This is a genomic window from Frankia sp. QA3, assembly GCF_000262465.1.
Taxonomy (GTDB): Bacteria; Actinomycetota; Actinomycetes; order Frankiales; family Frankiaceae; genus Frankia.
In genome coordinates this window covers 5,625,238-5,646,404 of the sequence record NZ_CM001489.1, presented here as the reverse complement: position 1 = coordinate 5,646,404, position 21,167 = coordinate 5,625,238, and the positions used below count along the sequence as shown (strand labels likewise).

Genomic DNA, 21,167 nt, shown 5'->3' with positions numbered 1-21,167 from the left:
GGTGAAAGTCGGGCGCCCCGGGAGCGTCGCCATGGCCGCCGCCGACCCCTCCAGCCCACTCCCGGCCGGGCCGCCGGGGGACGACCGGGCCGCCGATCCCGACGTCGAGCTGCTGCGCCGGCACGTCGCCGGCAATCCCGACGCGTTCGGCAAGCTGTTCCGCCGGCACGCCGACCAGCTCTGGTCGGTCGCTCATGGCCTGCTACGCGACGGCGACGACGCGGCCGGCGCCGTGCAGGAGGCGATGCTGTCCGCGCGCCGCGCCGCCGCGTCGTTCCGGGGCGAGTCCGAGGTCGGCACCTGGCTGCACCGCATCGTCACGAACGCCGCGCTGGAGCGGCTGCGCCGGCAGGCGGCCCACCCCACGGTGCCCCCGCCCACCCGGGCGGGCTGCCCGCGGAACCCGATCGATCCGCGAGACACCATCACCGAGCGTGACATCTGTCTCGATGTCGACGACGTGCTCGGCCGGCTGCCCCTGGCGCTGCGCACCGCCGTGGTGCTGGTCGACGTCCAAAGATTGCCCCTGGCGGACGTCGCGCGGTTGCTCGACGTCCCTGCCGGCACAGTGAAAAGTCGCTGTTCGCGGGGACGGGCGCACCTCGCCCTGCTCCTCGGTCACCTCCCGCCAGGGAACCCGGGAGCCCCGCCCACCGTCTCAGAAGAAGGACACCACGATGCGGCGGCCCCCACGCAGCGGCCGCCGGACGCCCGCAGTCGGTCCGCCGGCCGCAGTCCCCACCACGCGGCCCCATGGCGTCCGGACCTGCCGGAGGAGGTGATCAGCAATGGCGACTGACCCGACGGACGAACGTCACCGACCCGCGGACGCGCGCCCCGCGTTCCCACTCGGCCGCCGGTCCCGCGGGCACGACCAGCATCCCGACGTGGAACTGCTCGATGCCGTCGCCGGTGGCGAGCAAGTCACCCGCTCAGCCCGGGACCATATCGAGACCTGCCCGGCGTGCCGCGAGTCGATCGCCGCGCTTCGCAAGGTCCGCGCCGATCTGTCCCGGCTGGCCGCGATGACGATGCCGGGTGACGTGGCCGAACGGATCCAGGCGGCGCTGGCTGCCCGGATGCCCACCCACCCCCGCCCGGTCCACGATCCCGAGGCCCGGCCCGGTACCGGCGCGACCACCACCGACGCGACCACCACCGACGCGCCCGCGGCCCACACGGGCCGCTCCCCCGCCGACCCGGCGGGCCCGCCACAGACCCGCATCCACGAGACCGGCACCGCCCACATCGAGCCCCCCACCGCCAGCGGTGCCGGTCACGCCTCCGCAGGCACCAGAGACGGCGCAGGCACCAGAGACGGCGCACGCTGCACCCACCTCGCGGGCGGTCCCGGCGACGTCCGCGGTCGCGGGCGCAGGATCCGCCCGGTCCAGGGCCCGGCGCGGCCCGTGCCGGGCCGGCGGCCGGCGGCCCGGCAGGCGGAGCGACCGGCGCCGGGCGGGCCGGCGACCCCGCGGCGGGACTGGGTGTCGATCGCGGCGGTCTGCGCGGCGTTCGTCACCTTCGGCGCCGCCGTCCTCGCCTTCTACGGCCTGCGGGTGGCGGACGCCGATCATCCGGTCGCGGCGTCGAGCGTCGCGCAGGGCCGGGATTCGGCCGGCGCCGCCACGACCTCGGGCTCCGGGCCGGCCAGGCTGACCATGATGGCGGACTCGCGGACGGGCGTCGCCCCGGCCGATGTCGGCCGGCACGGCAGGGAGCTGCTCACGGGCCGGATCGCCGGTTCGGTGGCGCTGCCACTGCCGCTGACCGGGCCGGTGGGGGGCGCCGCCGCGGACGCGGACGCGCAGGCCGTGGCGCCGGTGCCGTCGGCGGGCGCCCTGCCGTTCCAGGCGGTCGCCCCGGCCGCCGTGCGCCAGCCCGGTGCCACCGCGGCGGCCGGCAAACGGCTGCGCGCGCTGCTGGACACCCCGGATCTGCGTACCTGCTACCAGAGCCTCATCGCCCAGTCGGGCGGGGAGATCCTCGCGGTCGACCGCGTCCGGTATGACGGCCAGCCGGCGCTGCTGGTCGTGCTGTCGATCCCCATGCAGCCGGCGGCGGTACGGGTGCTCGTGGTCGACGCGCACTGCGGCGTCATCAGCGTCTCCGCGGCGCTGTGGTACAGCGCGACCACGCTGCGCAGATAGCGTGGCCACCAGCACCAATGATCACCGGTCGCGCGGCACCGGCGAGCAACGGATGGAATCAGACGCCGTCGAGGACCGTTGTCGCTCTCGGACACCGTCTTCACGGAACCGACCTACGACCAGGGATCCCGACGCACTACCGAGGCCGATGGGCACCGGCGGGGTCCACCCCGGCTGACGGGGAACCGCGCAGCGTGAAAGGAGCGGGTGTGACAGCCCAGCAGCAGGTCCAGGACGTCACCGGTCACGGTGACCGACCGGCAGACGACGTGCGCGATGTCATCATCGTCGGCTCGGGCCCAGCAGGGTACACGGCCGCCATCTACACTGCCCGAGCCAACCTGCGGCCACTCGTCTTCGAGGGCGCGGTTGCCGCCGGCGGCGCGCTCATGAACACCACCGAGGTCGAGAACTTCCCCGGCTTCCCGGAGGGTGTGCAGGGCCCGGAGCTGATGGAAAGGCTGCGCCAGCAGGCGGAGCGGTTCGGCGCCGAGCTGGTCGCCGACGACGTGACCGAGCTCGACCTCGCCGCCAACCCGAAGGTCGTCAAGGTCGAGGACCGGACGTACCTGGCGCGCACGGTCATCGTCGCCACCGGCTCGGCCTACCGCAAGCTCGGCGTCGAGCACGAGGAGCGGCTGCTCGGGCGTGGGGTGTCGGCGTGCGCGACCTGTGACGGCTTCTTCTTCCGCGACCACGACATCGCCGTCGTTGGCGGCGGCGACTCGGCCATGGAGGAAGCGACGTTCCTGACCCGGTTCGCCCGGTCGGTCACGGTGGTCCACCGGCGGGACAAGCTGCGGGCGAGCGCGATCATGCAGGAGCGGGCCTTCTCCAACGAGAAGATTCGGTTCCGGTGGAACGCCGACGTCGCCGAGATCCTCGGCGAGGACAAGCTCAGCGGCGTCCGGCTGCGCGACACGGTCACGGGGGAGGCCGACGACCTCGAGGTCACCGGCCTGTTCGTCGCGATCGGCCACGAGCCGCGCACCGAGCTGGTCCGCGGCCAGCTCGAACTGGACGACGCCGGCTACGTCAAGGTCGCCCATCCCACCACCAAGACGAACCTCGACGGCGTATTCGCCTGCGGCGACGTGGTCGACCACACCTACCGGCAGGCCATCACCGCGGCCGGTACCGGGTGCGCCGCCGCCCTCGACGCGGAGCGCTTCATCGCCGCCGGGGAGGGTCCCGGCGAGAAGACCACCGAGGCCCCACGGGTTTCCACCCCGGCGCCGCAGCCGGCCTGACGCCCGCCCCGGCATCGACCACCCATCCCCCCACCACCTCCAGCAGGGAGAACAGCCATGGCAGGCACCACCCCCGTGACGGACAGCACCTTCACCGCCGAGGTCCTACAGAGCGACGTACCGGTCCTGGTGGACTTCTGGGCCGAGTGGTGCGGCCCGTGCAAGATGGTCGCGCCGGTCCTCGAGGAGATCGCCAAGGAGCACGGCGAGAAGCTGCGGATCGTCAAGCTGAACATCGACGAGAACCCGGAGACGGCGCGGAACTACCAGATCATGTCGATCCCGACCATGGCGGTCTTCGTCAAGGGCGAGGTGGACAAGAGCATCGTCGGCGCGAAGCCGAAGGCCGCCCTGCTGCGCGACCTCTCCCCGTACATCTGATCGTTTCCGACGATAACTGATCGTCCCCGACGGCCGCGCGGCGCGCCCACCCCTGGCGGGTGGGAGCCCGGGAGGCGGCCGCCACCGACGGCCCGCTGAGCGTTCCTGCCGGCGGGCCGTCTGCGTGTGTGGGGCCCGGACTGCCATCGCCGCCCATCGCCCCACGCCACCGCTTACCCACCCACGCCGCGCCCCGCCCCACGCCCCACGCCGCGCCCCGCCGCCGATCGCCCGCCCCACGCCGCCGATCGCCGCGCACTGCCACCACATGGCCAGGGCCAGCTGCGGCGCGCATCCATCTCCCCGCGCCGAGGCCAGCCATGGGAATCGGGATACGGGAATCGGGATGTCGTATCACAGCGTGGACAGCCAGGTCACGCTCGGTCAATACCGGAGGATCCCGTTCGCGGCCGGTCGGGACCACGGGGGCATGCCCTAGGCTTGAGATTCAGCAATCGGCAGTCGGGAAAAAGTTCGTCGACGCGGCGGCCCCGACCACCGGGTTCCGCCGGGGAACACGTTGGGGGCAGGCAAGCTGAAGGGTAAACGTTCGTGAAGCTGTTGCGGCTGGGAGACCAAGGTTCCGCCGTCGCCGAGGTTCGGGCGGCCCTGACCTATCTCGGTTTCCTCCCCGCGACCCCCCGGCAGAGCGGGGAACGGGGCGATGCGGCGCCGGCCGGGGTACACCTCGGGGAGTCGATGGGGACCGAGCTGCCTCCGTCGGCCGCCGCCCCAGCCGCCGCGGATGGTGCGCACAGCCCGGCTGCGGGACCGGGCGTCGTCGCGGGCGGTGCCGCGGCCGCTCCCCCCGACCGGTTCGACCGCGACCTCGACAACGCGCTGCGGGCTTTCCAGCAAAGTCGGGGGCTGTCCGTCGACGGGATACTCGGTCCGGACACGGCACGGGCGCTCGAGGAGGCCCGTCACAATCTCGGCGACAGGTTGCTCTATTTCAGCGCCGCGCACCCCTTCGTCGGGGACGACGTGGCGGCGTTGCAGGAGCGCCTGTTCAACATGGGCTTCGACGTCGGCCGGACCGATGGCATCTTCGGCCCCCGGACCGAGAGCGCGGTGCGCGACTTCCAGCGCAACCGCGGCCTGGATCCCGACGGCCGCTGCGGTCCCCGGACACTGCGCGAGCTGAAGCGGCTGCGCCGCACGGTCACTGGCGGCCGTCCCGACGTGCTGCGCGAGTCCGTCCGCCTGCTCGCCCGCGGCACCTCTCTGCTCGGTGTGGTCGTCGCCCTCGATCCCGGGCACGGCGGCGACGACCTCGGCATCGTCAGCGGCGGCCTGTGCGAGCGGGATCTCATGGCCGACCTCGCCGCCCGGCTCTCCACCCGCCTACTCGACTCGGGCCTGGAATCCCATCTCATCCACGGCCCGGACGAGTCGCCGAGCGAGGAGGAGCGCGCCGGTCGCGCGAACGAACTGGAAGCCGACCTGCTGATCTCGCTGCACACGGATGGCAGCACTTCCCGGCACGCGCAGGGGGTGTCGGCCTACTACTACGGCAACGCCCGCGGATCCTCGGCGGTCGGCGAGCGCTTCGCCCAGCTTGTCCAGCGTGAGATCGTCTCCCGCACCGACATGTTGGACTGCCGCACCCATCCGAAGGTCTGGGACCTGCTCCGTCGCACCCGGATGCCGGCGGTCCGGCTCGACCTCGGCTACCTGACCAACGAGCACGACGCGCGCGCGCTCGGTTCGACCGACTTCCGGGCCGCGGTCGCCGAGGCGGTCCTCGCGGCGACGCAGCGCCTGTTCCTCCCGCCGGAGATGGACGCCCCGACGGGACAGCTCCACGTCCCGCGGCTCGCCGGTCGCGCCTGACAGTTCCGCCGGTCCGGCCCGACGACACCGGCCCGACGACACCGGCCCGACGACTCGACCTGAGCGGAGGAACTGGCTCGGCGGGCCGACCGAGCCGGCCCGTCCGGGCGGCTACCCTCCTCACCGGAGGCCGCACCCGCCCCTCTGGCTCACCCGGTCGCCTGACCGCGGCCGCTCGATCCGGGCGCGAGAGAGGTTTCACGTGAAACGGGCGCGGTGCGTCGAGGGTCGATCCGGGCCAGTCGGCCTAGGCTGATTCCAAACGGCCGCCATCCACACGACCGGTGTGGACGGCGACCCGGTGGCCGACCGCGGGAGTGCCCTTTAGATGAGCCGTCGCATCGCGAACATCACCCTGGACAACATCGACGACATGCCGCTGCCCTGCCGCCGCTGCGTGTTCTGGGAGCTCGATCCGGTCGCGCGCAGCCGCGCGGAGGAAACCGGAGCCACCGACCTCGAGAAGGAGGCCTGGGTCTCGGCGGCCCTGCTTGAATGGGGAAGCTGCGGAAAGATCGCCTATGTCGACGATGTCCCGGCCGGATTCGTCATGTTCGCGCCGCCCGCATACGTGCCCCGCTCGGTCGCCTTCCCCACCAGCCCGGTGTCGCCGGACGCCGTGCTGTTGATGACGGCGCTCATCGTCGAGGAGTTCGCGGGCCAGGGCCTCGGCCGCATCCTCATCCAGTCCGTCACCAAGGAGATCCTTCGCCGGGGTTTCAAGGCGGTGGAGGCGTTCGGTGACCTGCAGAACTCGGGCACCCGGTGCGTGGTGCCCGCCGACTACCTGCTGGCCGTCGGCTTCAAGACGGTGCGGCCCCATCACCGGTGGCCCCGGCTGCGCCTCGAGGTGAAGAACGCGGTGAGCTGGCGCGAGGACGTCGAGGGCGCGCTGGAACGGCTGCTCGGCTCGATGACGCCGGAGGGAGTGCTCCGCAAGGTCGGTCAGGTCGGCAACCCCGCCTGATCTCCGCCGGGACGCCTCGCCCCCGCGTCCCCAGGCCGGATCGGCCAGTCCGGGCCACTCCGGGTGGGAAGCATCAGCGGACCGGCCGGCTCCGCCACCACGGGCCAGCCTGGCCACATCAGACGACCCGTCGCACTGGCCAGCCTGGCCACATCAGGACGGTCCGTCACGGTGGACAGACCGGCGGCGCTGCACGGCCCGTCACCGTAGACGGGCTGGCGGCACCGGCCGGCCCGTCACCGTAGACGGGCTGGCGGCACCGGCCGGCCCGTGAGCCGACGCGGACGCCGCCATCTCCGTCGCGCCGCGGACGCAAGGCGGCGGCACCCGGACCCGGGACGGCTAGCGCGGCGAGACGGCGTCCGGCGCGGTCGCGGGGGACATCACCGCGACGATCCGCTCCAGGTCCTCGATCGAGCCGAACTCGACCGTGATCTTTCCCTTGTTGCGGCCCATATCGACCTTCACTCGCGTCTCGAAACGGTCCGAGAGCTGGTCAGCTAGGCGCGCCAGGGTTGGCGGCGTCGAGCGGGGGCCGCGCGGGGCGCGCTTGCGCGGCGTGTCCTCGTCCAGCGCGACGATCTCCTCGACAGCCCGAACGGACAGCCCCTCCGCGACGATGCGGGTAGCGAGCCGGTCCTGGGCCTCGGGATCCCGCAGCGAGAGCAGCGCCCGCGCGTGCCCCGCCGAGAGCACGCCGGCCGCTACCCGCCGCTGCACCGCGGGCGACAGCCCGAGCAGGCGGATGGTGTTGGTGACGTGCGAGCGGGACCGGCCGAGCCGGCCGGCGAGCTCCTCGTGGGTCGCCCCGAAGTCCTTGAGCAGCTGCTCGTACGCCGCCGCCTCCTCCAACGGGTTGAGCTGCTGACGATGCAGGTTCTCCAGCAGGGCGTCGCGCAACATGGCGTCGTCGGCGGTCTCCCGCACGATGGCGGGGATGCGGGTCAGCTCGGCGAGCTGGGACGCCCGCCAGCGCCGCTCGCCCATCACGAGCTCGTACTGCTCCGGCCCCACCGGGCGGACCACGACCGGCTGGAGCAGGCCGACCTCGCGCAGGCTCGCGGCCAGCTCCTCCAGCGCGTCCTCATCGAAGTGCGTCCGGGGCTGGCGCGGATTCGGGACGATCGACCCGACCGCTATCTCGCGGAAGGTGGCGCCCTGCACCGGCAACGGGCCGGTGTGCTCGCCCACCCGCAGACCGAAGGCACCGGGGTGCCCGCCGCCGTTGTCGGCATAGCCGGCGAGGCCGGCCGCGAGACGATCGACGCCGGGCCCCTCCTCCGGCGGGGGGGCGACCGGGATGAGCGCCCCGAGCCCACGCCCCAGACCGCTGCGGCGCGCGCTCATCTGCCCGCCCCGTTCGGCTCGAAGCCCCGCTCGGCGAGCTCACGGGCCGCAGCCAGGTAGGACAGGGAGCCGCGGGAGGTGGGGTCGTAGGTCAGCACCGACTGCCCGTAGCTCGGGGCCTCCGCGAGCCGGACGTTGCGGGGGATCGTCGTGGCCAGCACTCGATCCCCGAAATGCTCCTTGACCTCGTGGACGACCTGATCCGCCAGCCTGGTACGCGAGTCGTACATGGTCAGCAGAATCGTCGACAGGCGCAGGTCCTGGTTCAGGTGGGCCTGGACGAGCTCCACGTTGCGCAACAGCATGCCGAGTCCCTCCAGCGCGTAGTACTCGCACTGGATCGGGATGAGTAGCTCCCGCGCCGCCACCAGCGCGTTGACGGTCAGCAGACCGAGCGACGGGGGGCAGTCGATGAGGACGTAGTCGACCTCCCGCTGCATGCTCCCGATGGCCCGGTGCAGCCGATTCTCCCGGGCCACGAGCGAGACGAGCTCGATCTCGGCGCCGGCCAGGTCGATCGTCGCGGGGGCGCAGAACAGCGCGGGTGCCTCGGCCGAGGGGACGATGACCTCGTCGAGCGGACGGTCACCGAGTAGCACCTCGTAGATGGAGGGGACACCGGAATGGTGGTCGATGCCGAGCGCGGTCGAGGCGTTGCCCTGCGGATCGAGATCGATCACCAGGACGCGGATGCCGTGCGACGCCAGGGCCGCGGCCAGGTTGACCGTCGTCGTCGTCTTACCCACGCCGCCCTTCTGGTTGGCCACCGAGATGATGCGCCGCCGAGTGGGACGGGGGAATGGTTGTCGTCGTTCTGCCGCCAAAGCTTCCACTGCTGCTGCCGCCGCCGCTCCGATCGGGGTCGACCGGTCGAGCGGGTCCAGCGGGGGAATGACGGAGTCGTAGCCCCGATAACCCCCGCCCACGGATCCGCTTCGGCCCGTCGACGCTGTTTCACGTGGAACGAGACTGCCCACGCGTCGGCTGGTCACGATCGACCTCCCGTGATCGCCGTGAGTCCCGCGCCGTTCGTCTGACCTGTCTGCCATCGTGCCGCTCACCGTCGCCGCGCCCTTTCCTGCCTTCGGCCCGGGAGAGCTGGGATGACCGCACGGCTCGGAGGACCCGGGTGGGTTCATCCACCCGTCCCTCTCCGCACACCACGACATCCACCGGATGCCACCCCTGGGTTCCGAGACTGCCGCGCGCGTCCTGCAATTCCTCCAGGATCCGCGAACCGCGCATCGCCAGCATGACACCACCCGGTTGCAGCATCGGAAGGAGGATTGCGCCCAGCCGTTCGAGCGGGGCGACCGCGCGTGCCACGGCTACCCCGAATCTACGACCCTCCGGGCCGATTCCGGCATCCGGCGCGCGGCCACGCAGGACGGAAACCTGGTCCTCCAGTCCCACGGCAGCCACAACCTCCTGGAGAAAGCGGCAGCGTCGTTCCATCGGTTCGAGCAACACAACCCGCACGTCCGGGCGGGCGAGGGCGAGGGGAATCCCCGGCAGGCCGGCGCCACTGCCCACGTCAACGGCGTCGGCATCCGGGGGGACGACCTCGGCCAGGACGCCGCAGTTGAGCACATGCCGCTCCCAGAGCCGGTCGGTCTCCCGCGGACCGATCAGCCCGCGTTCCACCCCGGCGGTCGCCAGCAGCTCGGTGAAGTGAACCGCCGCCGCGAGCCGCGGACCGAACAGCTCGGCCGCCGCCGGCGGCACCGGACCCGCCGGACCCGCCGGACGCGAGGGGTTGGAGTCGGTCATCGCACACCCGCCCGGGTCAGTCCGGTGGTGCCATTCCCGTCGCCCGCGCGGGCTGCCGCGGCGGCGGTCAGGCTGGGTCGGTTGGATCCCGCCCGTGGCAGCGGGTCGGGTGGGCGGCCGGCGGGCATCGCGAGCCGGGCGGGACAGGACGAGGGAGGCAGAGGATCGCGCACCCGACAAGCATCCCCGCTGTGCCCGGCCGGGCATGCGCCGCGGTGCCCGACGGACCCCCGTCGGGCCGAGTCGGCTGCCGCTCAGGGCCGGGTCAGTGGTAGGCGACGATGATCCGCCGGGGCGGTGGGGCGCCCGGGGCACAGCGGTCGTAGACGGTCAGGGCCCCGGTCAGCCGGAAGTTCCAGTCCCGGGTCGCACACCAGCCGGCCCGGCGCAGCGGCGCAAGCTGACCGGCCAGGCCGGTCCGCTCGATGTCGAAGACGAACACCAGCAGGCGCCCAGGCGGAACCGGGCGCTGCGTGAGCTGGCGTACCAGAGCGGGCTCGGCGCCGCCGAAGAAGACGGTGTCCCGCCGGGCGATCCGGGCAGACGTACCGCCCCCGCCGGCCGCCGCCTCGGTACCAGCCCCCGGGCCCGTCGGCCGGGGGCCGCCGACGGCGCTCGCTCCGTCGGGCCGGAGACCATCGGCGCCGCCACGCCGGGAACGGTCGTCCCGCCCGGGGGTGGGCTGCAGATCGACGGGCGCGCGTGGCCCGTCATCGCTGGCCTCCATCGCGTAGAGCCAGCCCGGTCGGGCGAGACGGCCGCCGACCGCGACGACGTCACCCGGTCGGGCCACCTGGCGGGTGACGATGGCCGCGTCGACCATCAGGTCCAGGCCGCGCAGCCGGTCCCGCTGCTCCCACAGCGGCCTGCTGCCCGACAGGGACGTCTGCAGGAGCAGGGCGCCGCAGCCGATGAGCGCGACGATCACGGCGACGGGAAGCGTCACCGCGGCGCGGGCCAGGCCGAGCCGGGAGCTCGCGGGCCGGGGCACCCGGGCCGGGCCGGCCGATGCCGGCGGCAGGGGAGCCGCGCAGGCCGCGGGAACCGGGGCCACCACCCCGGGCAGGGCGGAAGCACCATCACCTTCCGTCATCAACCCGGGCGAAAGGTCGGAAAGTGATCGGGCAATCACTGAAGCCGGCATAGCCGGGGTAGGGAATGCACCCCTGGAGCGCTCAGCGGCCCGCTGGGGCCCGCCACGGGGCCAGCGGCCGCGCACCGCCGCCAGGAGGGACCGAATCACCCGCTCGGCGCCCACCACTACCACAACGACGAGCAGTGGGACCACGTACAGGTTGGTTCGGGTCGGTCCGAACGGCCAGTAGCGGGCAGCGCTCGCGCCGAGCATCATCAGCTCCGCGCCGCCGAGCGCGGCAAGCAGAACCCGGCCCTGCCGGTGGCGGGCGAGCGCCACGACGCCGGTCCCCCCGGCCACGGCGACCGCGACGGCGACCAGGACGGCCGGCGCCGAGCCCAACGGCCCCGCGGGCACCGTGCCGTGGATGAGGCTCGGGTCGAACCGGTCGATTCCCGGCGGCGAGCCGGTGACGGTGACGCGGACCTGATCGGCAACGAACCGCAGTGCCGCCAACGGCCCCCGGCCGGCGAGGAACTGCCGATCCCAGTAGTCGCCCTTGCGTTGGCTGGACTGGTGGGCGACGAAGCCGACGGTGTGCGCGGTGCTGAGGGCGAGTGCGGGCAGGCATTCGACCAGCCGCCACCGCCGCACCGGGCCACGCCACAGGTCGACCGCCGCCAGCGGGAGCACCACGAAGATCCCGGGCACGGCGACGAGCGCCAGCGCACCTGCCGCCGTCCGCCGGACCAGGCGGCCACGGTCAAGTCCTCGCGGGGCGCCGGCGGCCGGGCCCTCGTCGGGCGGCCCGTGCGGGTCCGCGGTCCAGAGGAGGACGATGCACACCGCGGCGAGCGCCTCCACCGTGTACGGCTTGAGCTGGGTGGCCAGATCCAGAAACGTGGTGTTGAGGCACAACCAGCAGGCGGCGAACACCGCCGCCGCCGTGCCGGCGAACCGGCGGGTGAGCACGACGATCGCGGCCCCGAGTAACGGCAGCGCGACGTAGCCGGACAGGCGCAACGACCAGGTGTGCCAGCCGAACACCTCGCCGGCGAGCCGGGTGATCCCGAGCCAGCCGAGGGCGGACGGGGTGTTGGCGACCGTCAACTCCGACCAGAACGATGCCAGCGGCTCGCTGACGAAGTGCGCCCGCCAGATCTCGTCATACCAGAAGGGTCTGGTCAGGTAGGCGTGCAGCAGGCACAGCACGGCGAACAAGCCGAGCGCCACCCCGCCGGCCGCCAGCGCCGTGGACCGCCCAGGCCAGCGGCGGCCCGCAGGCGGCACGGCATCCCCCGATCACCAGCGGCGTTCACCGCCGCACCTCCAGCCCGAATCTAGCGCCCATCACCGGGGCCCACCGCAGGGGAGGCCGTTGTGACCGCCCGGCGAGGTCCGCGCGCGACGCGCCGAACCGACGCCGATGGCCGACCCGGGGGCCGGGGTCAGCCGAGCAGGATGACGACCCGCCGGCTCGGCTCCTCGCCCTCGGATTCGCTGTGGACGCCGTCGATCTCGGCGATGGCGTCGTGGACGACCTTGCGCTCGAACGGGGTCATCGGGGCCAGCGTCTCGGGCTTGCCGCGTTCGATGGCCCGCTCCGCCGCCGCCGCCGCAATCGCGCGGAGCTCGACCCGACGCCGCGCCCGGTGACCGCCGACGTCGAGCATGAGGCGGCTGCGGGTCCCGGTCTTCTGCAGGACGGCGAGCCTGGTCAGCTCCTGCAGCGCCTCCAGAGTCTCGCCGCCGGTCCCGATCAGCTTGTCCAGCCTCTCGCCGACCACCGCGACGACGGCGCGGCCGCCCTCGACGTCGAGATCGAGGTCGCCGTCCATGTCGACGATGTCCAGCAGGCCCTCGATGTAGTCAGCGGCGATCTCCCCCTCCTGCTCGAGGTCGACGAGTCGCCGCTCCTGCGGGCTGAGCCCGGACTCCTCCGCGGAGGCTTGCTCGTCGGAGACTCCAGCTCCATCCACAGCCAGGTCAGGTGCCGAACCGGTCATCAGCGCTTCTCCAGGGGAACAGGGGGCGGCGGAGCAGAGATTACGGGATGCCCCCGCATGGTGACGAAATCAGGGGGACCGGCGAGCTCGCCCGCCGGTCGGGGAGGGGTTCCCCGGGTCAACGCCGCCCGCCGGGCCGCTTGCCCTTGCCCCGCCGCTTGGCGGGACGGGAACCACCGACCTGGCGACGGACACCGGCGGGAACCGGGGCGGGGCGGGCCGCGCCGTCGCCCGTCGCGGGCACGGCGGCCGGCTCGACGCCGCTGCCGGCGGTCTGCGCGACGCCCTTGCCGGGCGGGCTCTTCCGGCCGGCGGACGAGGCCTTGCCCGCGGCCGTGGACCGCGCCGCGGTCGGGGCCGCGGCGTCCTCGGCTCCACCGGACGCACCGGCGACAGTCGGGGCATCCTGCTGTGAGTTCTTCGCCGCCCCGGCGACGCGGGCGGCGGACGCGCCGCTGCGGGACCGGGTACCGGGCGGGGCCGTCGACGGGCCGCGCCCGGCCTTCGCCGCGCCGCCCTTGGCCCCGGCGCCCTTCGCCGCCGCACCCTTGGCAGCGGTCGAACCGCCACCCGCCGCGGCCACCGCCGCGGCACCGGGGTCGCCGCTCTTGATCAGGCTCGGCGCCGCATTGGCAGCCGCCGGCCGCGGGCGGTTCTTGGACTTGGCACCGGCCCGAACGCCCGGCGCCGGGCGGGGCGGGGTGGGCGCGCCATCGGCCGCGGGGCGGGCACCGGGGAGCCGGCCACCCGCGGCGAGCGGGCTGATCGGCGGCATCCGCTTGATCACGAAGAACTGCTGGCCCATGCTCCACAGGTTGGTGGTGAGCCAGTAGAGCAGCACGGCGATCGGGAACTGGAAACCGAAGACCGCGAGCATCAGCGGGGAGCCGTAGAGCAGGACCTTCTGGATGATCGCCTGCTGCGGGTCGACCGGGCCGGTACGGGCCATGATCTGCCGCTGCGTGATGAAGGTGGTCAGACCCATCAGCACGATCAGCACGACCGCGAGGATCTTGACGTGGGTACTGTTCACCCCGAGGAAGTGCACGAAGTCACTGTCGGAACCGAACTCGCTGGCGAGCGAGATTCCGAAGACCTTGGCCGAGGCGATCTGCTCGACCTGCTCCGCGGACAGCCCCACCCGCGGCCGCCAGACGAGGGAGCCGTTCGGGCCCTCGTTCATCGGGGACAGGTGGGTGAACACGTGGAACAGCGAGATGAACAACGGGATCTGGAGCAGGATCGGCAGGCAGCCGAGAAGCGGGTTGCCGTGCTCCTTCTGCAACGCCATGATCTCTTGCTGCATGCGGGGCTTGTCGTGCCCGTACTTCTCCCGGATCTCCTTGATCCGAGGCTGCATCATCTGCATCGTCCGCTGCGACTTCACCTGCTTGACGAACAGCGGGAAGATCAGGACACGCACGGCGATGACGAGCAGGACGACGGAGAAGGCCCAGGCGAAGAAGCTGTCGGCGCCGAAGATCGGCGCGAATCCCTTATGGAAGAAGACGATCGCGTTCGCCGCGAGATGGTAAAGGGGATCCAACAACGTTCTGACTCCTCACGCCCACGGTCCGCGACCGGAACCGACGATCTCGGCCCGCGTCCCCTCGGCCGGAGACGGAAAGCCATGCCTGTGGGCCGGCGCGACGGCGCCGGTGTGTGCGGGCGCGACCGCGCGGTCACCACGTCCGGAGACGGTCGTCACCCCCTTGGGCTTGCGAACGAGTCCCGGCCCCACGCTGGTTCCCGGATTCGCGCTCGTTCCCGGCCCCGCCCCGGTTCCCGCAGCCCCGTCGGCGGCCGGGGGCCGGCCAGTAGACGGACCGGTGGACTCGCCGGGGACGGGGTCGTACCCGCCGGCAGACAGCGGCTGGCAGCGCAGCAGCCGGCCGACGGCCAGCGCCCCACCGCGCACGCCGCCATGGCGGCGAACGGCCGTCAGCGCGTAGGCGCTGCACGACGGCTCGAACCGGCACATGCCGGCGTTACGGCCAGACCAACCGGCTTGGTAGATGCGCACGAGCCCGGCGAGCGCCCAGGCCAGGGGGCCTCGGACCGCGCCGTCGGACGTGCGGGCGACGGTCGGCAGGCACCGCCGGGCCAGCCCGGAGGCCAGGGCGAGATCGACGACGACGGCAGCCGCCAACGCCACGAGCAGGAACATTCCGATCATCGGCTGCTCCCCACCACGGGCCGCGGGGCCCGGACCTGGCGCGCGCGGGAATCATCGCGCGGGACGTCCGGCGCCGCGCGCAGCGCCCGCGCGAACGCGTCGTCGAGGGCACGGCCGAGCCGATCGGAGCTGGCCGTGGCCGCGTCCGGCAGGGCGCGGACCACCAGCATCGTCCCCGGGGGCAGCCGGTCCAACCGGGCCCGCACCTGCTCGCGCAGGCGGCGGCGCACCCGGTTACGCACGACGGCCTTGCCGACCCGGCGGCCGACGACGAAACCCGCGCGCGGCGACTCACCACTGGTTGTCCACAAGCTGTGGACAACCAGTGGGCCGGACCGGGTCCGCCGGCCCGCGGTCCCCACGCGCGCGTGCTCGGCCCGGGTACGCACGCGGGAACCCTCGGGAAGCATGTCAGCCGGGGTACAGCAGGAACCCGCCGTCAGGCGGAGAGCTCGCTGCGGCCCTTGCGACGGCGGGCGGAGACGATGGAACGACCAGCGCGGGTCCGCATGCGCAGCCGGAACCCGTGCGTGCGGGCCCGCCGGCGGTTGTTCGGCTGGAAGGTGCGCTTACTCACGTGAAGACTCCGTCTGCAAGATGGACGCGGGCGGTGCTCTTCGCCGCCGTGGGGTGGGCCACACCACACGGCCCGCGCAAGCACATCCCACGACAAACGAAGCGGTCTAACACCGCGGTTCGACCTAGCGTACACATGCCGGCGCCGCGGACGACCCGGCGACCGCGGCCGTCCGCCGTCACCTCGAGCCGGGCATGCCCACCCGGACCGCGACCGCGGCCCGCCGCGGTCGACCCGAAGCCACCGCAGGCACGACCGCGGCCCATGTCAGGCCGGGCGCCGGCCACCGACGTGACTGCTTGTAAGCAAATGCCACACGGCAAGGTTCGCCGACCCGGGTGGCATGCCCGCGTGGCCGGGGCCGGCCCGTTCTCGTCCGGCCCCGGCACGGCCGCGCGGGCGGCGCCTTACGATCCTTGGGCGACATCACGCGCACATGGGTGCCGGACGGTGCCGGGCAGACCCGCGTTCAGGGGGCACCGCCGGCCAGGTGCACCCTGGCCTGTGGAAAACGCCTGCGGAGAGGGCGATCGGCGGGGGGCCGAGGCAGATCCGGATGACGGCACGGAGTGGGGCGCCGCACCGGGAGTGAGCCGGTTCCGCCACGCCGGAGGCCCTGCCGTGGCCATGCACAGGTTGTGGACGACGATGTGGAGAACCATCGGGACGAGGCGTCCCGGTCGCGGCCGGACCGGGACCACATCAGCATCCGCGACGTACCCCCCACTCGTGGGGCCAGCACCGCCCGCAAACCGTACCGAACTGCCCGAGGAGCCCCCGTGTCCAACCCCCGCGCCGACTCCGTCGCCGGTCTACCTTTCGGGGAGGAACCCGCGGGCGACCCGGACCTGGCCGCGGTCTGGAGCCAGGCCGTCGCCGGAGTCGCCGACGGCACGCTGTCCGCCCAGCAGCGCGCATGGCTGCGGCTGACCCGCCCGCTCGGCCTCGTGCAGGACACAGCCCTGCTCGCCGCCCCGAACGAGTTCACCAAGGAGCTTCTCGACTCGCGGCTGCGGCCGTTCCTGTCCACGGCGTTGTCCACAGCCTATGGGCGGGAGATCCGGGTCGCGGTCACCGTCGAACACCTGCCTGACCCGGAGCCGATGAGCGGTCCGATCAGGATCGTCCGGCCGGGGGAGGGTGACGGCGGTGCGCAGCGGGACGCGGGCGGTTCCCGGGGACGCGGGTCGGGCGGCGCGGCGGCCACGGACACCGGCCGGGGGACGGGGGACGCCGCCTCACCGGCGGCCGGCACGCCGGTGAACGGCGAGCTGCCGTTCCCCGACTCCGCCGAGAGCACCCCGCCGATGCGGGTGGGGGCGGGGCTCGGCCGCGACGCCGCGCCGCTCGAGACCGAGCCGGCGCAGGCCCGGCTGAACCCGCGTTACGTCTTCGAGACGTTCGTCATCGGTGACAGCAACCGGTTCCCCCACGCGGCCGCGGTGGCCGTCGCCGAGGCGCCGGCGAAGGCGTACAACCCGCTGTTCATCTACGGGGACTCGGGGCTCGGCAAGACCCACCTGCTGCACGCGATCGGCCACTACGCGCTGAAGCTGTACCCGAACACCCGGGTCAAGTACGTGAGCTCGGAGGAGTTCACCAACGACTTCATCAACTCGATCCGGGACGACCGCCAGCAGGCCTTCCAGCGCCGCTACCGGGACATCGACGTCCTGCTCGTGGACGACATCCAGTTCCTGGAGAACAAGGAGCGGACGCAGGAGGAGTTCTTCCACACGTTCAACGTCCTGCACGACGGCGAGAAGCAGATCGTCATCAGCTCCGACCGTTCGCCCAAGCAGCTCTCGGCGCTGGAGGACCGGCTGCGCAGCCGGTTCGAGTGGGGCCTGATGACCGACATCACCCCGCCGGACCTCGAGACCCGCATCGCGATCCTGTCGAAGAAGGCCGCCACCGAGCGCCTGCCCGTGCCGCCCGACGTGCTCGAGTACATCGCCACGCACATCGAGCGCAACATCCGCGAGCTGGAGGGGGCGCTGATCCGGGTCGCGGCCTTCGCGAGCCTGAACAAGTCCCACGTCGACCGCACGCTCGCCGAGATCGTGCTGCGAGACCTGATCCCCGACGCCGGCAACCCGGACATCACCGCGGCGGCGATCATGAACGCGACCGCGGCGTACTTCGGGGTCTCCATGGATGACCTGTGCGGCACCTCCCGAAGCCGGGTGCTGGTGACGGCCCGGCAGATCGCCATGTACCTGTGCCGCGAGCTGACCGACCTGTCCCTGCCCAAGATCGGCCAGCACTTCGGCGGCCGCGACCACACGACGGTCATGCACGCCGACCGCAAGATCCGCGGTCTGATGGCCGAGCGGCGCGCGATCTACAACCAGGTCACCGAACTGACCAACCGCATCCGGGTCCAGGCCCGCCAGCCCTGACCCGGGGCCACTCCGGACGGGTCGGCAGGTCCTGCCGGCCTCGTCGCATGGTCGTCGCCAGCCCTCGCTCGCCGCCGAGCCGTCTGCCGCCGAGCGAGGGCTGGCCGAGCCGTTCCCTCGTAGTTCCACATCCCGCGGTGGCCTGCGTGCCGTTCCCTCGTAGCGTCCACGCTTCGGCGTCCGGCCGTCCTGGTCCACGGATGGACGCCGATGCGCGCCGCCCGGTCGGGTGACCCCGTGGGTCGACGGTCACAGCATGCGGGCCGCTGTCGCGGGCATGACTCCGCGAAGCGTCCACGTAGCACGCCAAGCCCGCAGCCTCGAGCCCACTAGGTGGTTTCGCCCACAGCTTGTGGAAAACCTTGTGGACATCGTGGGGGCAGATCGGTGGAGGAAGCCGTGGACAGCCTGTGGATAACTCGGGGACGGCCTGTGGAGGGACAAAGTGGTCCCTGGGGACGACGGCGGAGCATGTGGATATCCACTGCGCGAACCCACAGCTCTACCCACAGGATTTGCACCGGCCTGTCGGGCCTCTGACCTGCGGAAACACGGGTTATCCCCAGCATCCACAGCCCCTACTACCACCACGAACTTAAAATTTTTCTTCAAAGATCAAAAGCTCTAAGTACTAGGGGGTGTGGACAACTTTTCGCGATCTTCGGCGAACGCGATCTGTGCCACCTCGTGGGCTCCCCGTGAGCGTTCGTGATGAGGTCGACCGCCCGCCGAGGCCGCCTGGCACTCTGGGATGCTGATCGGTGTTCCCGACGGGCTGACTCCGAACACCGGAGGGAACGAAGGAGGGCTAACCATGAAGTTCCGGGTGGAACGGGACGAATTCACCGAAGCGGTCGCCTGGACCGCCCGCACGCTGCCGAGCCGGCCGACCACCCAGTTGCAGGTGCTGTCGGGCCTCCTTCTCGACGCCACCGGGCCGATGCTCAAGGTCGCCGCCTACGACTACGAGGTGGCCGCGCAGGGCGCGGTGCACGCGACCGTGTCGGAGGAAGGCCGCGCCCTCGTCAACGGCAAGCTGCTCGCGGAGATCACCCGGGCACTGCCGGCCGCCCCGGTCGATCTCGGTATCGACGGCACCCGGCTCGTGATCACCTGTGGTAACGCCCGGTTCGCACTGCCGATGCTGCCGGTGGACGACTACCCGGCGCTGCCGGCCATGCCCCCCGTCACCGGCCACATCGAGGGATCGGCCTTCGCCGCGGCGGTCGCGCAGGTGGCGATCGCCGCCGGGCGCGACGACACCCTCCCGGTGCTGACCGGGGTCCGCATCGAGATCGAGGGCGACACCCTCACCCTCGCCGCGACCGACCGCTACCGGCTCGCCGTGCGCACGTTGAAGTGGCGCCCGGACGACTCCGCCGGTGAGGCGGACGCGGCACCGGCCGCCCCCGTCACCGTGGCCCTCGTCCCCGCCCGCACGCTGCTGGACACGGCCAAGTCGCTGTCCGGCTCGGGGGTGGAGGTCTCGATCGCGCTGGGGACAGGACCGTCCGGGGAGACCCTCGCCGGCTTCGCCGGTTCCACCCGACAGACGACCACCCGGCTGCTCGAAGGCCAGTTCCCGCCCTTCCGCAAATTGCTCCCGGACAGCTCACCGCTGATCGCCCAGCTCGAGATCGCCTCGTTGCAGGAGGCGGTCAAGCGTGTGGCCCTGGTCGCGGCGAAGACCGCCCCGGTGCAGCTGTCGTTCTCCCCGGACCATCTCGTCCTGGAAGCCGGCACCGGCGGCGAGGCGCAGGCGACGGAGACGCTCCCGGTGACCTACGACGGCCCGGAGCTCTCGGTGGCGTTCAACCCGTCCTACCTCCTCGACGCACTCGGCGCGCTGGAGTCCGACGTCGTGCGGATCGGCTTCGCCAGCGCCGAGGACCCGGCCATCGCCGCGAACAAGCCGGCGATCCTCACCGGCAAGGCCGACGACGACGGCGAGGTGCCCGACTACCGGTACCTGCTCATGCCGATCCGCCTCCACGGGTGACGTGCACCTCACCCACCTGTCCCTCGTCGACTTCCGGTCCTACTCGTCCCTGGACCTCACTCTCGGCCCGGGGGCGATCACGCTTGTCGGCCGCAACGGCCAGGGGAAGACGAACCTGATCGAGGCGATCGGGTATGTCGCGACGCTGGCCAGCCACCGGGTCGCCGCGGACGCCCCGCTGGTTCGCGAGGGCGCCTCGCACGCCGTGGTGCGGGCGAGGATCGTGCGCGGCGACCGGGCGGCCCTGGTGGAGCTCGAGATCGTGCCGGGGCGGGCGAACCGGGCCCGGCTGAACCGGGCGCCGGTCCCCCGGCCTCGTGACGTCCTCGGGCTGCTGTGCACGGTCCTGTTCGCCCCGGAGGATCTCGCCCTGGTCAAGGGGGACCCGGCGGGGCGGCGGCAGTTCCTCGACGAGCTGCTCGTCGCCCGTACCCCGCGGATGGCCGCGGTGCTCGCCGACTACGACCGGGTACTCAAGCAGCGCTCGGCCCTGCTGCGCACCGCCGGGGCGGCCCGGCGGGCCGGTGGGAAGGGCGACCTGCGCACCCTGGACGTCTGGGACGGCTACCTGGCCACCTATGGCGCCGAGCTGCTCGCGGCCCGCCTCGCCCTCGTCGAGGCGCTGCGCCCAGGGGTGGCCGGGGCCTACGCGGCGGTGGCCGGCGCACAGGCCTCGGTCGGGTTCGAGTACCGCGCCAGCGTGCCGCTGCCACAGCCGGATCCGGCCCTCCCCGACCGCCAGCAGCTGGAGGAGACCCTGCGGACCGAGTTGGTGGCCGCCCGCCCGCGGGAGATCGAACGCGGGCAGACCCTGGTCGGACCGCACCGCGACGACCTGCTGCTGGCTCTCGACGGCCGGCCGGCGCGCGGCTACGCCAGCCACGGCGAGTCCTGGTCGCTCGCCCTCGCCCTGCGGCTCGCCTCGTTCGAGCTGTTGCGGGCCGACGACCGTGAGCCGGTGCTGCTCCTTGACGACGTCTTCGCCGAGCTGGACGCCCGGCGCCGGTCCCGGCTCGCCGAGCTCGTCGCCCCCGCGGAGCAGGTGCTGGTCACGGCCGCCGTCGAGGCGGACGTGCCGGCCGAGCTGACCGCCGCCCGCTACGTCGTCGCCGAGGGAGATGTGCGCCGTGCTTCCTGAACCCGACGACGATCGGGCCACCCCAGCCCCAGCCCCGGCGTCGGGTGACGGGCGCGGCGCCGACCTGGCCCGGGAGATCCTGGCCCAGGCCAAGCG

General features: G+C 72.8%; 18 protein-coding genes. 9 read left to right on the top strand and 9 right to left on the bottom strand.

Annotation, left to right across the window (positions count from 1 at the left end; genetic code table 11):
* Window positions 1-31: 31 nt before the first annotated feature.
* The 6 genes from sigM (at window position 32) to FRAQA3DRAFT_RS23115 (ending at window position 6,581) form a co-directional block, all read left to right on the top strand.
* Complete coding sequence (gene sigM, locus FRAQA3DRAFT_RS23140; protein ID WP_009741477.1) at window positions 32-799, top strand: RNA polymerase sigma factor SigM; 768 nt, start codon at window positions 32-34, stop codon at window positions 797-799.
* On the top strand, window positions 789-2,150 hold the full coding sequence (locus FRAQA3DRAFT_RS23135) for a hypothetical protein (RefSeq protein ID WP_009741476.1): 1,362 nt from the start codon (window positions 789-791) through the stop codon (window positions 2,148-2,150). Before sigM ends, FRAQA3DRAFT_RS23135 begins: the two co-directional genes overlap by 11 nt.
* A gap of 209 nt (window positions 2,151-2,359) precedes the next feature.
* Window positions 2,360-3,400: a thioredoxin-disulfide reductase gene (gene trxB / locus FRAQA3DRAFT_RS23130; protein ID WP_009741475.1), complete on the top strand. Its 1,041-nt coding sequence runs from the start codon at window positions 2,360-2,362 to the stop codon at window positions 3,398-3,400.
* Between the two features lie 57 nt (window positions 3,401-3,457).
* Window positions 3,458-3,781 carry a thioredoxin gene (gene trxA / locus FRAQA3DRAFT_RS23125; protein WP_009741474.1) on the top strand — a complete coding sequence of 108 codons (324 nt, stop codon included), beginning with the start codon at window positions 3,458-3,460 and terminating at the stop codon, window positions 3,779-3,781.
* Window positions 3,782-4,333: 552 nt separating this feature from the next.
* Window positions 4,334-5,614 carry an N-acetylmuramoyl-L-alanine amidase gene (locus FRAQA3DRAFT_RS23120; RefSeq protein WP_009741472.1) on the top strand — a complete coding sequence of 427 codons (1,281 nt, stop codon included), beginning with the start codon at window positions 4,334-4,336 and terminating at the stop codon, window positions 5,612-5,614.
* 328 nt (window positions 5,615-5,942) lie between these two features.
* On the top strand, window positions 5,943-6,581 hold the full coding sequence (locus FRAQA3DRAFT_RS23115) for a GNAT family N-acetyltransferase (protein WP_009741471.1): 639 nt from the start codon (window positions 5,943-5,945) through the stop codon (window positions 6,579-6,581).
* Between the two features lie 342 nt (window positions 6,582-6,923).
* On the opposite strand, the gene FRAQA3DRAFT_RS23110 is transcribed toward FRAQA3DRAFT_RS23115, so the two are convergent.
* The 9 genes from FRAQA3DRAFT_RS23110 to rpmH all read right to left on the bottom strand — a co-directional run bounded on the left by FRAQA3DRAFT_RS23110 (window position 6,924) and on the right by rpmH (window position 15,532).
* On the bottom strand, window positions 6,924-7,928 hold the full coding sequence (locus FRAQA3DRAFT_RS23110) for a ParB/RepB/Spo0J family partition protein (RefSeq protein ID WP_009741470.1): 1,005 nt from the start codon (window positions 7,926-7,928) through the stop codon (window positions 6,924-6,926).
* Window positions 7,925-8,920 carry a ParA family protein gene (locus FRAQA3DRAFT_RS23105; RefSeq protein WP_009741469.1) on the bottom strand — a complete coding sequence of 332 codons (996 nt, stop codon included), beginning with the start codon at window positions 8,918-8,920 and terminating at the stop codon, window positions 7,925-7,927. The genes FRAQA3DRAFT_RS23110 and FRAQA3DRAFT_RS23105 overlap by 4 nt, the downstream gene beginning before the upstream one ends.
* Window positions 8,883-9,698 (bottom strand): 16S rRNA (guanine(527)-N(7))-methyltransferase RsmG, encoded by an 816-nt coding sequence (rsmG, locus tag FRAQA3DRAFT_RS23100; RefSeq protein ID WP_009741468.1) that lies wholly within the window; start codon window positions 9,696-9,698, stop codon window positions 8,883-8,885. Before rsmG ends, FRAQA3DRAFT_RS23105 begins: the two co-directional genes overlap by 38 nt.
* 265 nt (window positions 9,699-9,963) lie before the next feature.
* A complete protein-coding gene (locus FRAQA3DRAFT_RS23095) occupies window positions 9,964-12,063 on the bottom strand; it encodes a hypothetical protein (RefSeq protein ID WP_009741467.1) in 2,100 nt (699 codons plus the stop codon).
* Between the two features lie 158 nt (window positions 12,064-12,221).
* Window positions 12,222-12,779 carry a R3H domain-containing nucleic acid-binding protein gene (locus tag FRAQA3DRAFT_RS23090; protein ID WP_009741466.1) on the bottom strand — a complete coding sequence of 186 codons (558 nt, stop codon included), beginning with the start codon at window positions 12,777-12,779 and terminating at the stop codon, window positions 12,222-12,224.
* 118 nt (window positions 12,780-12,897) lie between these two features.
* Window positions 12,898-14,328: a membrane protein insertase YidC gene (yidC, locus tag FRAQA3DRAFT_RS23085; RefSeq protein ID WP_009741465.1), complete on the bottom strand. Its 1,431-nt coding sequence runs from the start codon at window positions 14,326-14,328 to the stop codon at window positions 12,898-12,900.
* A 12-nt stretch (window positions 14,329-14,340) separates the two neighbouring features.
* Window positions 14,341-14,955: a membrane protein insertion efficiency factor YidD gene (yidD, locus tag FRAQA3DRAFT_RS23080; protein ID WP_009741464.1), complete on the bottom strand. Its 615-nt coding sequence runs from the start codon at window positions 14,953-14,955 to the stop codon at window positions 14,341-14,343.
* The gene (gene rnpA / locus FRAQA3DRAFT_RS23075) at window positions 14,952-15,365 is read right to left on the bottom strand and encodes a ribonuclease P protein component (RefSeq protein ID WP_035921387.1); all 414 of its coding nucleotides are present in this window, start codon (window positions 15,363-15,365) and stop codon (window positions 14,952-14,954) included. The genes yidD and rnpA overlap by 4 nt, the downstream gene beginning before the upstream one ends.
* A gap of 29 nt (window positions 15,366-15,394) precedes the next feature.
* A complete protein-coding gene (gene rpmH / locus FRAQA3DRAFT_RS33540; RefSeq protein WP_009741462.1) occupies window positions 15,395-15,532 on the bottom strand; it encodes a 50S ribosomal protein L34 in 138 nt (45 codons plus the stop codon).
* A gap of 779 nt (window positions 15,533-16,311) precedes the next feature.
* Here rpmH and dnaA point away from each other — a divergent pair.
* The 3 genes from dnaA to recF all read left to right on the top strand — a co-directional run bounded on the left by dnaA (window position 16,312) and on the right by recF (window position 21,071).
* The gene (dnaA, locus tag FRAQA3DRAFT_RS23070; protein ID WP_009741461.1) at window positions 16,312-17,934 is read left to right on the top strand and encodes a chromosomal replication initiator protein DnaA; all 1,623 of its coding nucleotides are present in this window, start codon (window positions 16,312-16,314) and stop codon (window positions 17,932-17,934) included.
* Window positions 17,935-18,748: 814 nt separating this feature from the next.
* Window positions 18,749-19,933 carry a DNA polymerase III subunit beta gene (gene dnaN / locus FRAQA3DRAFT_RS23065; RefSeq protein WP_009741460.1) on the top strand — a complete coding sequence of 395 codons (1,185 nt, stop codon included), beginning with the start codon at window positions 18,749-18,751 and terminating at the stop codon, window positions 19,931-19,933.
* Window position 19,934: 1 nt separating this feature from the next.
* Window positions 19,935-21,071 (top strand): DNA replication/repair protein RecF, encoded by a 1,137-nt coding sequence (gene recF, locus FRAQA3DRAFT_RS23060; RefSeq protein ID WP_009741459.1) that lies wholly within the window; start codon window positions 19,935-19,937, stop codon window positions 21,069-21,071.
* Window positions 21,072-21,167 lie beyond the last annotated feature (96 nt).

Bases quoted from the DNA above. Each gene is read 5' to 3' on its own strand.
- sigM (WP_009741477.1), top strand. From the start codon at position 32: ATGGCCGCCGCCGACCCCTCCAGCCCACTCCCGGCCGGGCCGCCGGGG.
- FRAQA3DRAFT_RS23135 (WP_009741476.1), top strand. From the start codon at position 789: ATGGCGACTGACCCGACGGACGAACGTCACCGACCCGCGGACGCGCGC.
- trxA (WP_009741474.1), top strand. From the start codon at position 3,458: ATGGCAGGCACCACCCCCGTGACGGACAGCACCTTCACCGCCGAGGTC.
- FRAQA3DRAFT_RS23115 (WP_009741471.1), top strand. From the start codon at position 5,943: ATGAGCCGTCGCATCGCGAACATCACCCTGGACAACATCGACGACATG.
- FRAQA3DRAFT_RS23110 (WP_009741470.1), bottom strand. From the start codon at position 7,928: ATGAGCGCGCGCCGCAGCGGTCTGGGGCGTGGGCTCGGGGCGCTCATC.
- rsmG (WP_009741468.1), bottom strand. From the start codon at position 9,698: ATGACCGACTCCAACCCCTCGCGTCCGGCGGGTCCGGCGGGTCCGGTG.
- FRAQA3DRAFT_RS23090 (WP_009741466.1), bottom strand. From the start codon at position 12,779: ATGACCGGTTCGGCACCTGACCTGGCTGTGGATGGAGCTGGAGTCTCC.
- yidD (WP_009741464.1), bottom strand. From the start codon at position 14,955: ATGATCGGAATGTTCCTGCTCGTGGCGTTGGCGGCTGCCGTCGTCGTC.
- rnpA (WP_035921387.1), bottom strand. From the start codon at position 15,365: ATGCTTCCCGAGGGTTCCCGCGTGCGTACCCGGGCCGAGCACGCGCGC.
- dnaN (WP_009741460.1), top strand. From the start codon at position 18,749: ATGAAGTTCCGGGTGGAACGGGACGAATTCACCGAAGCGGTCGCCTGG.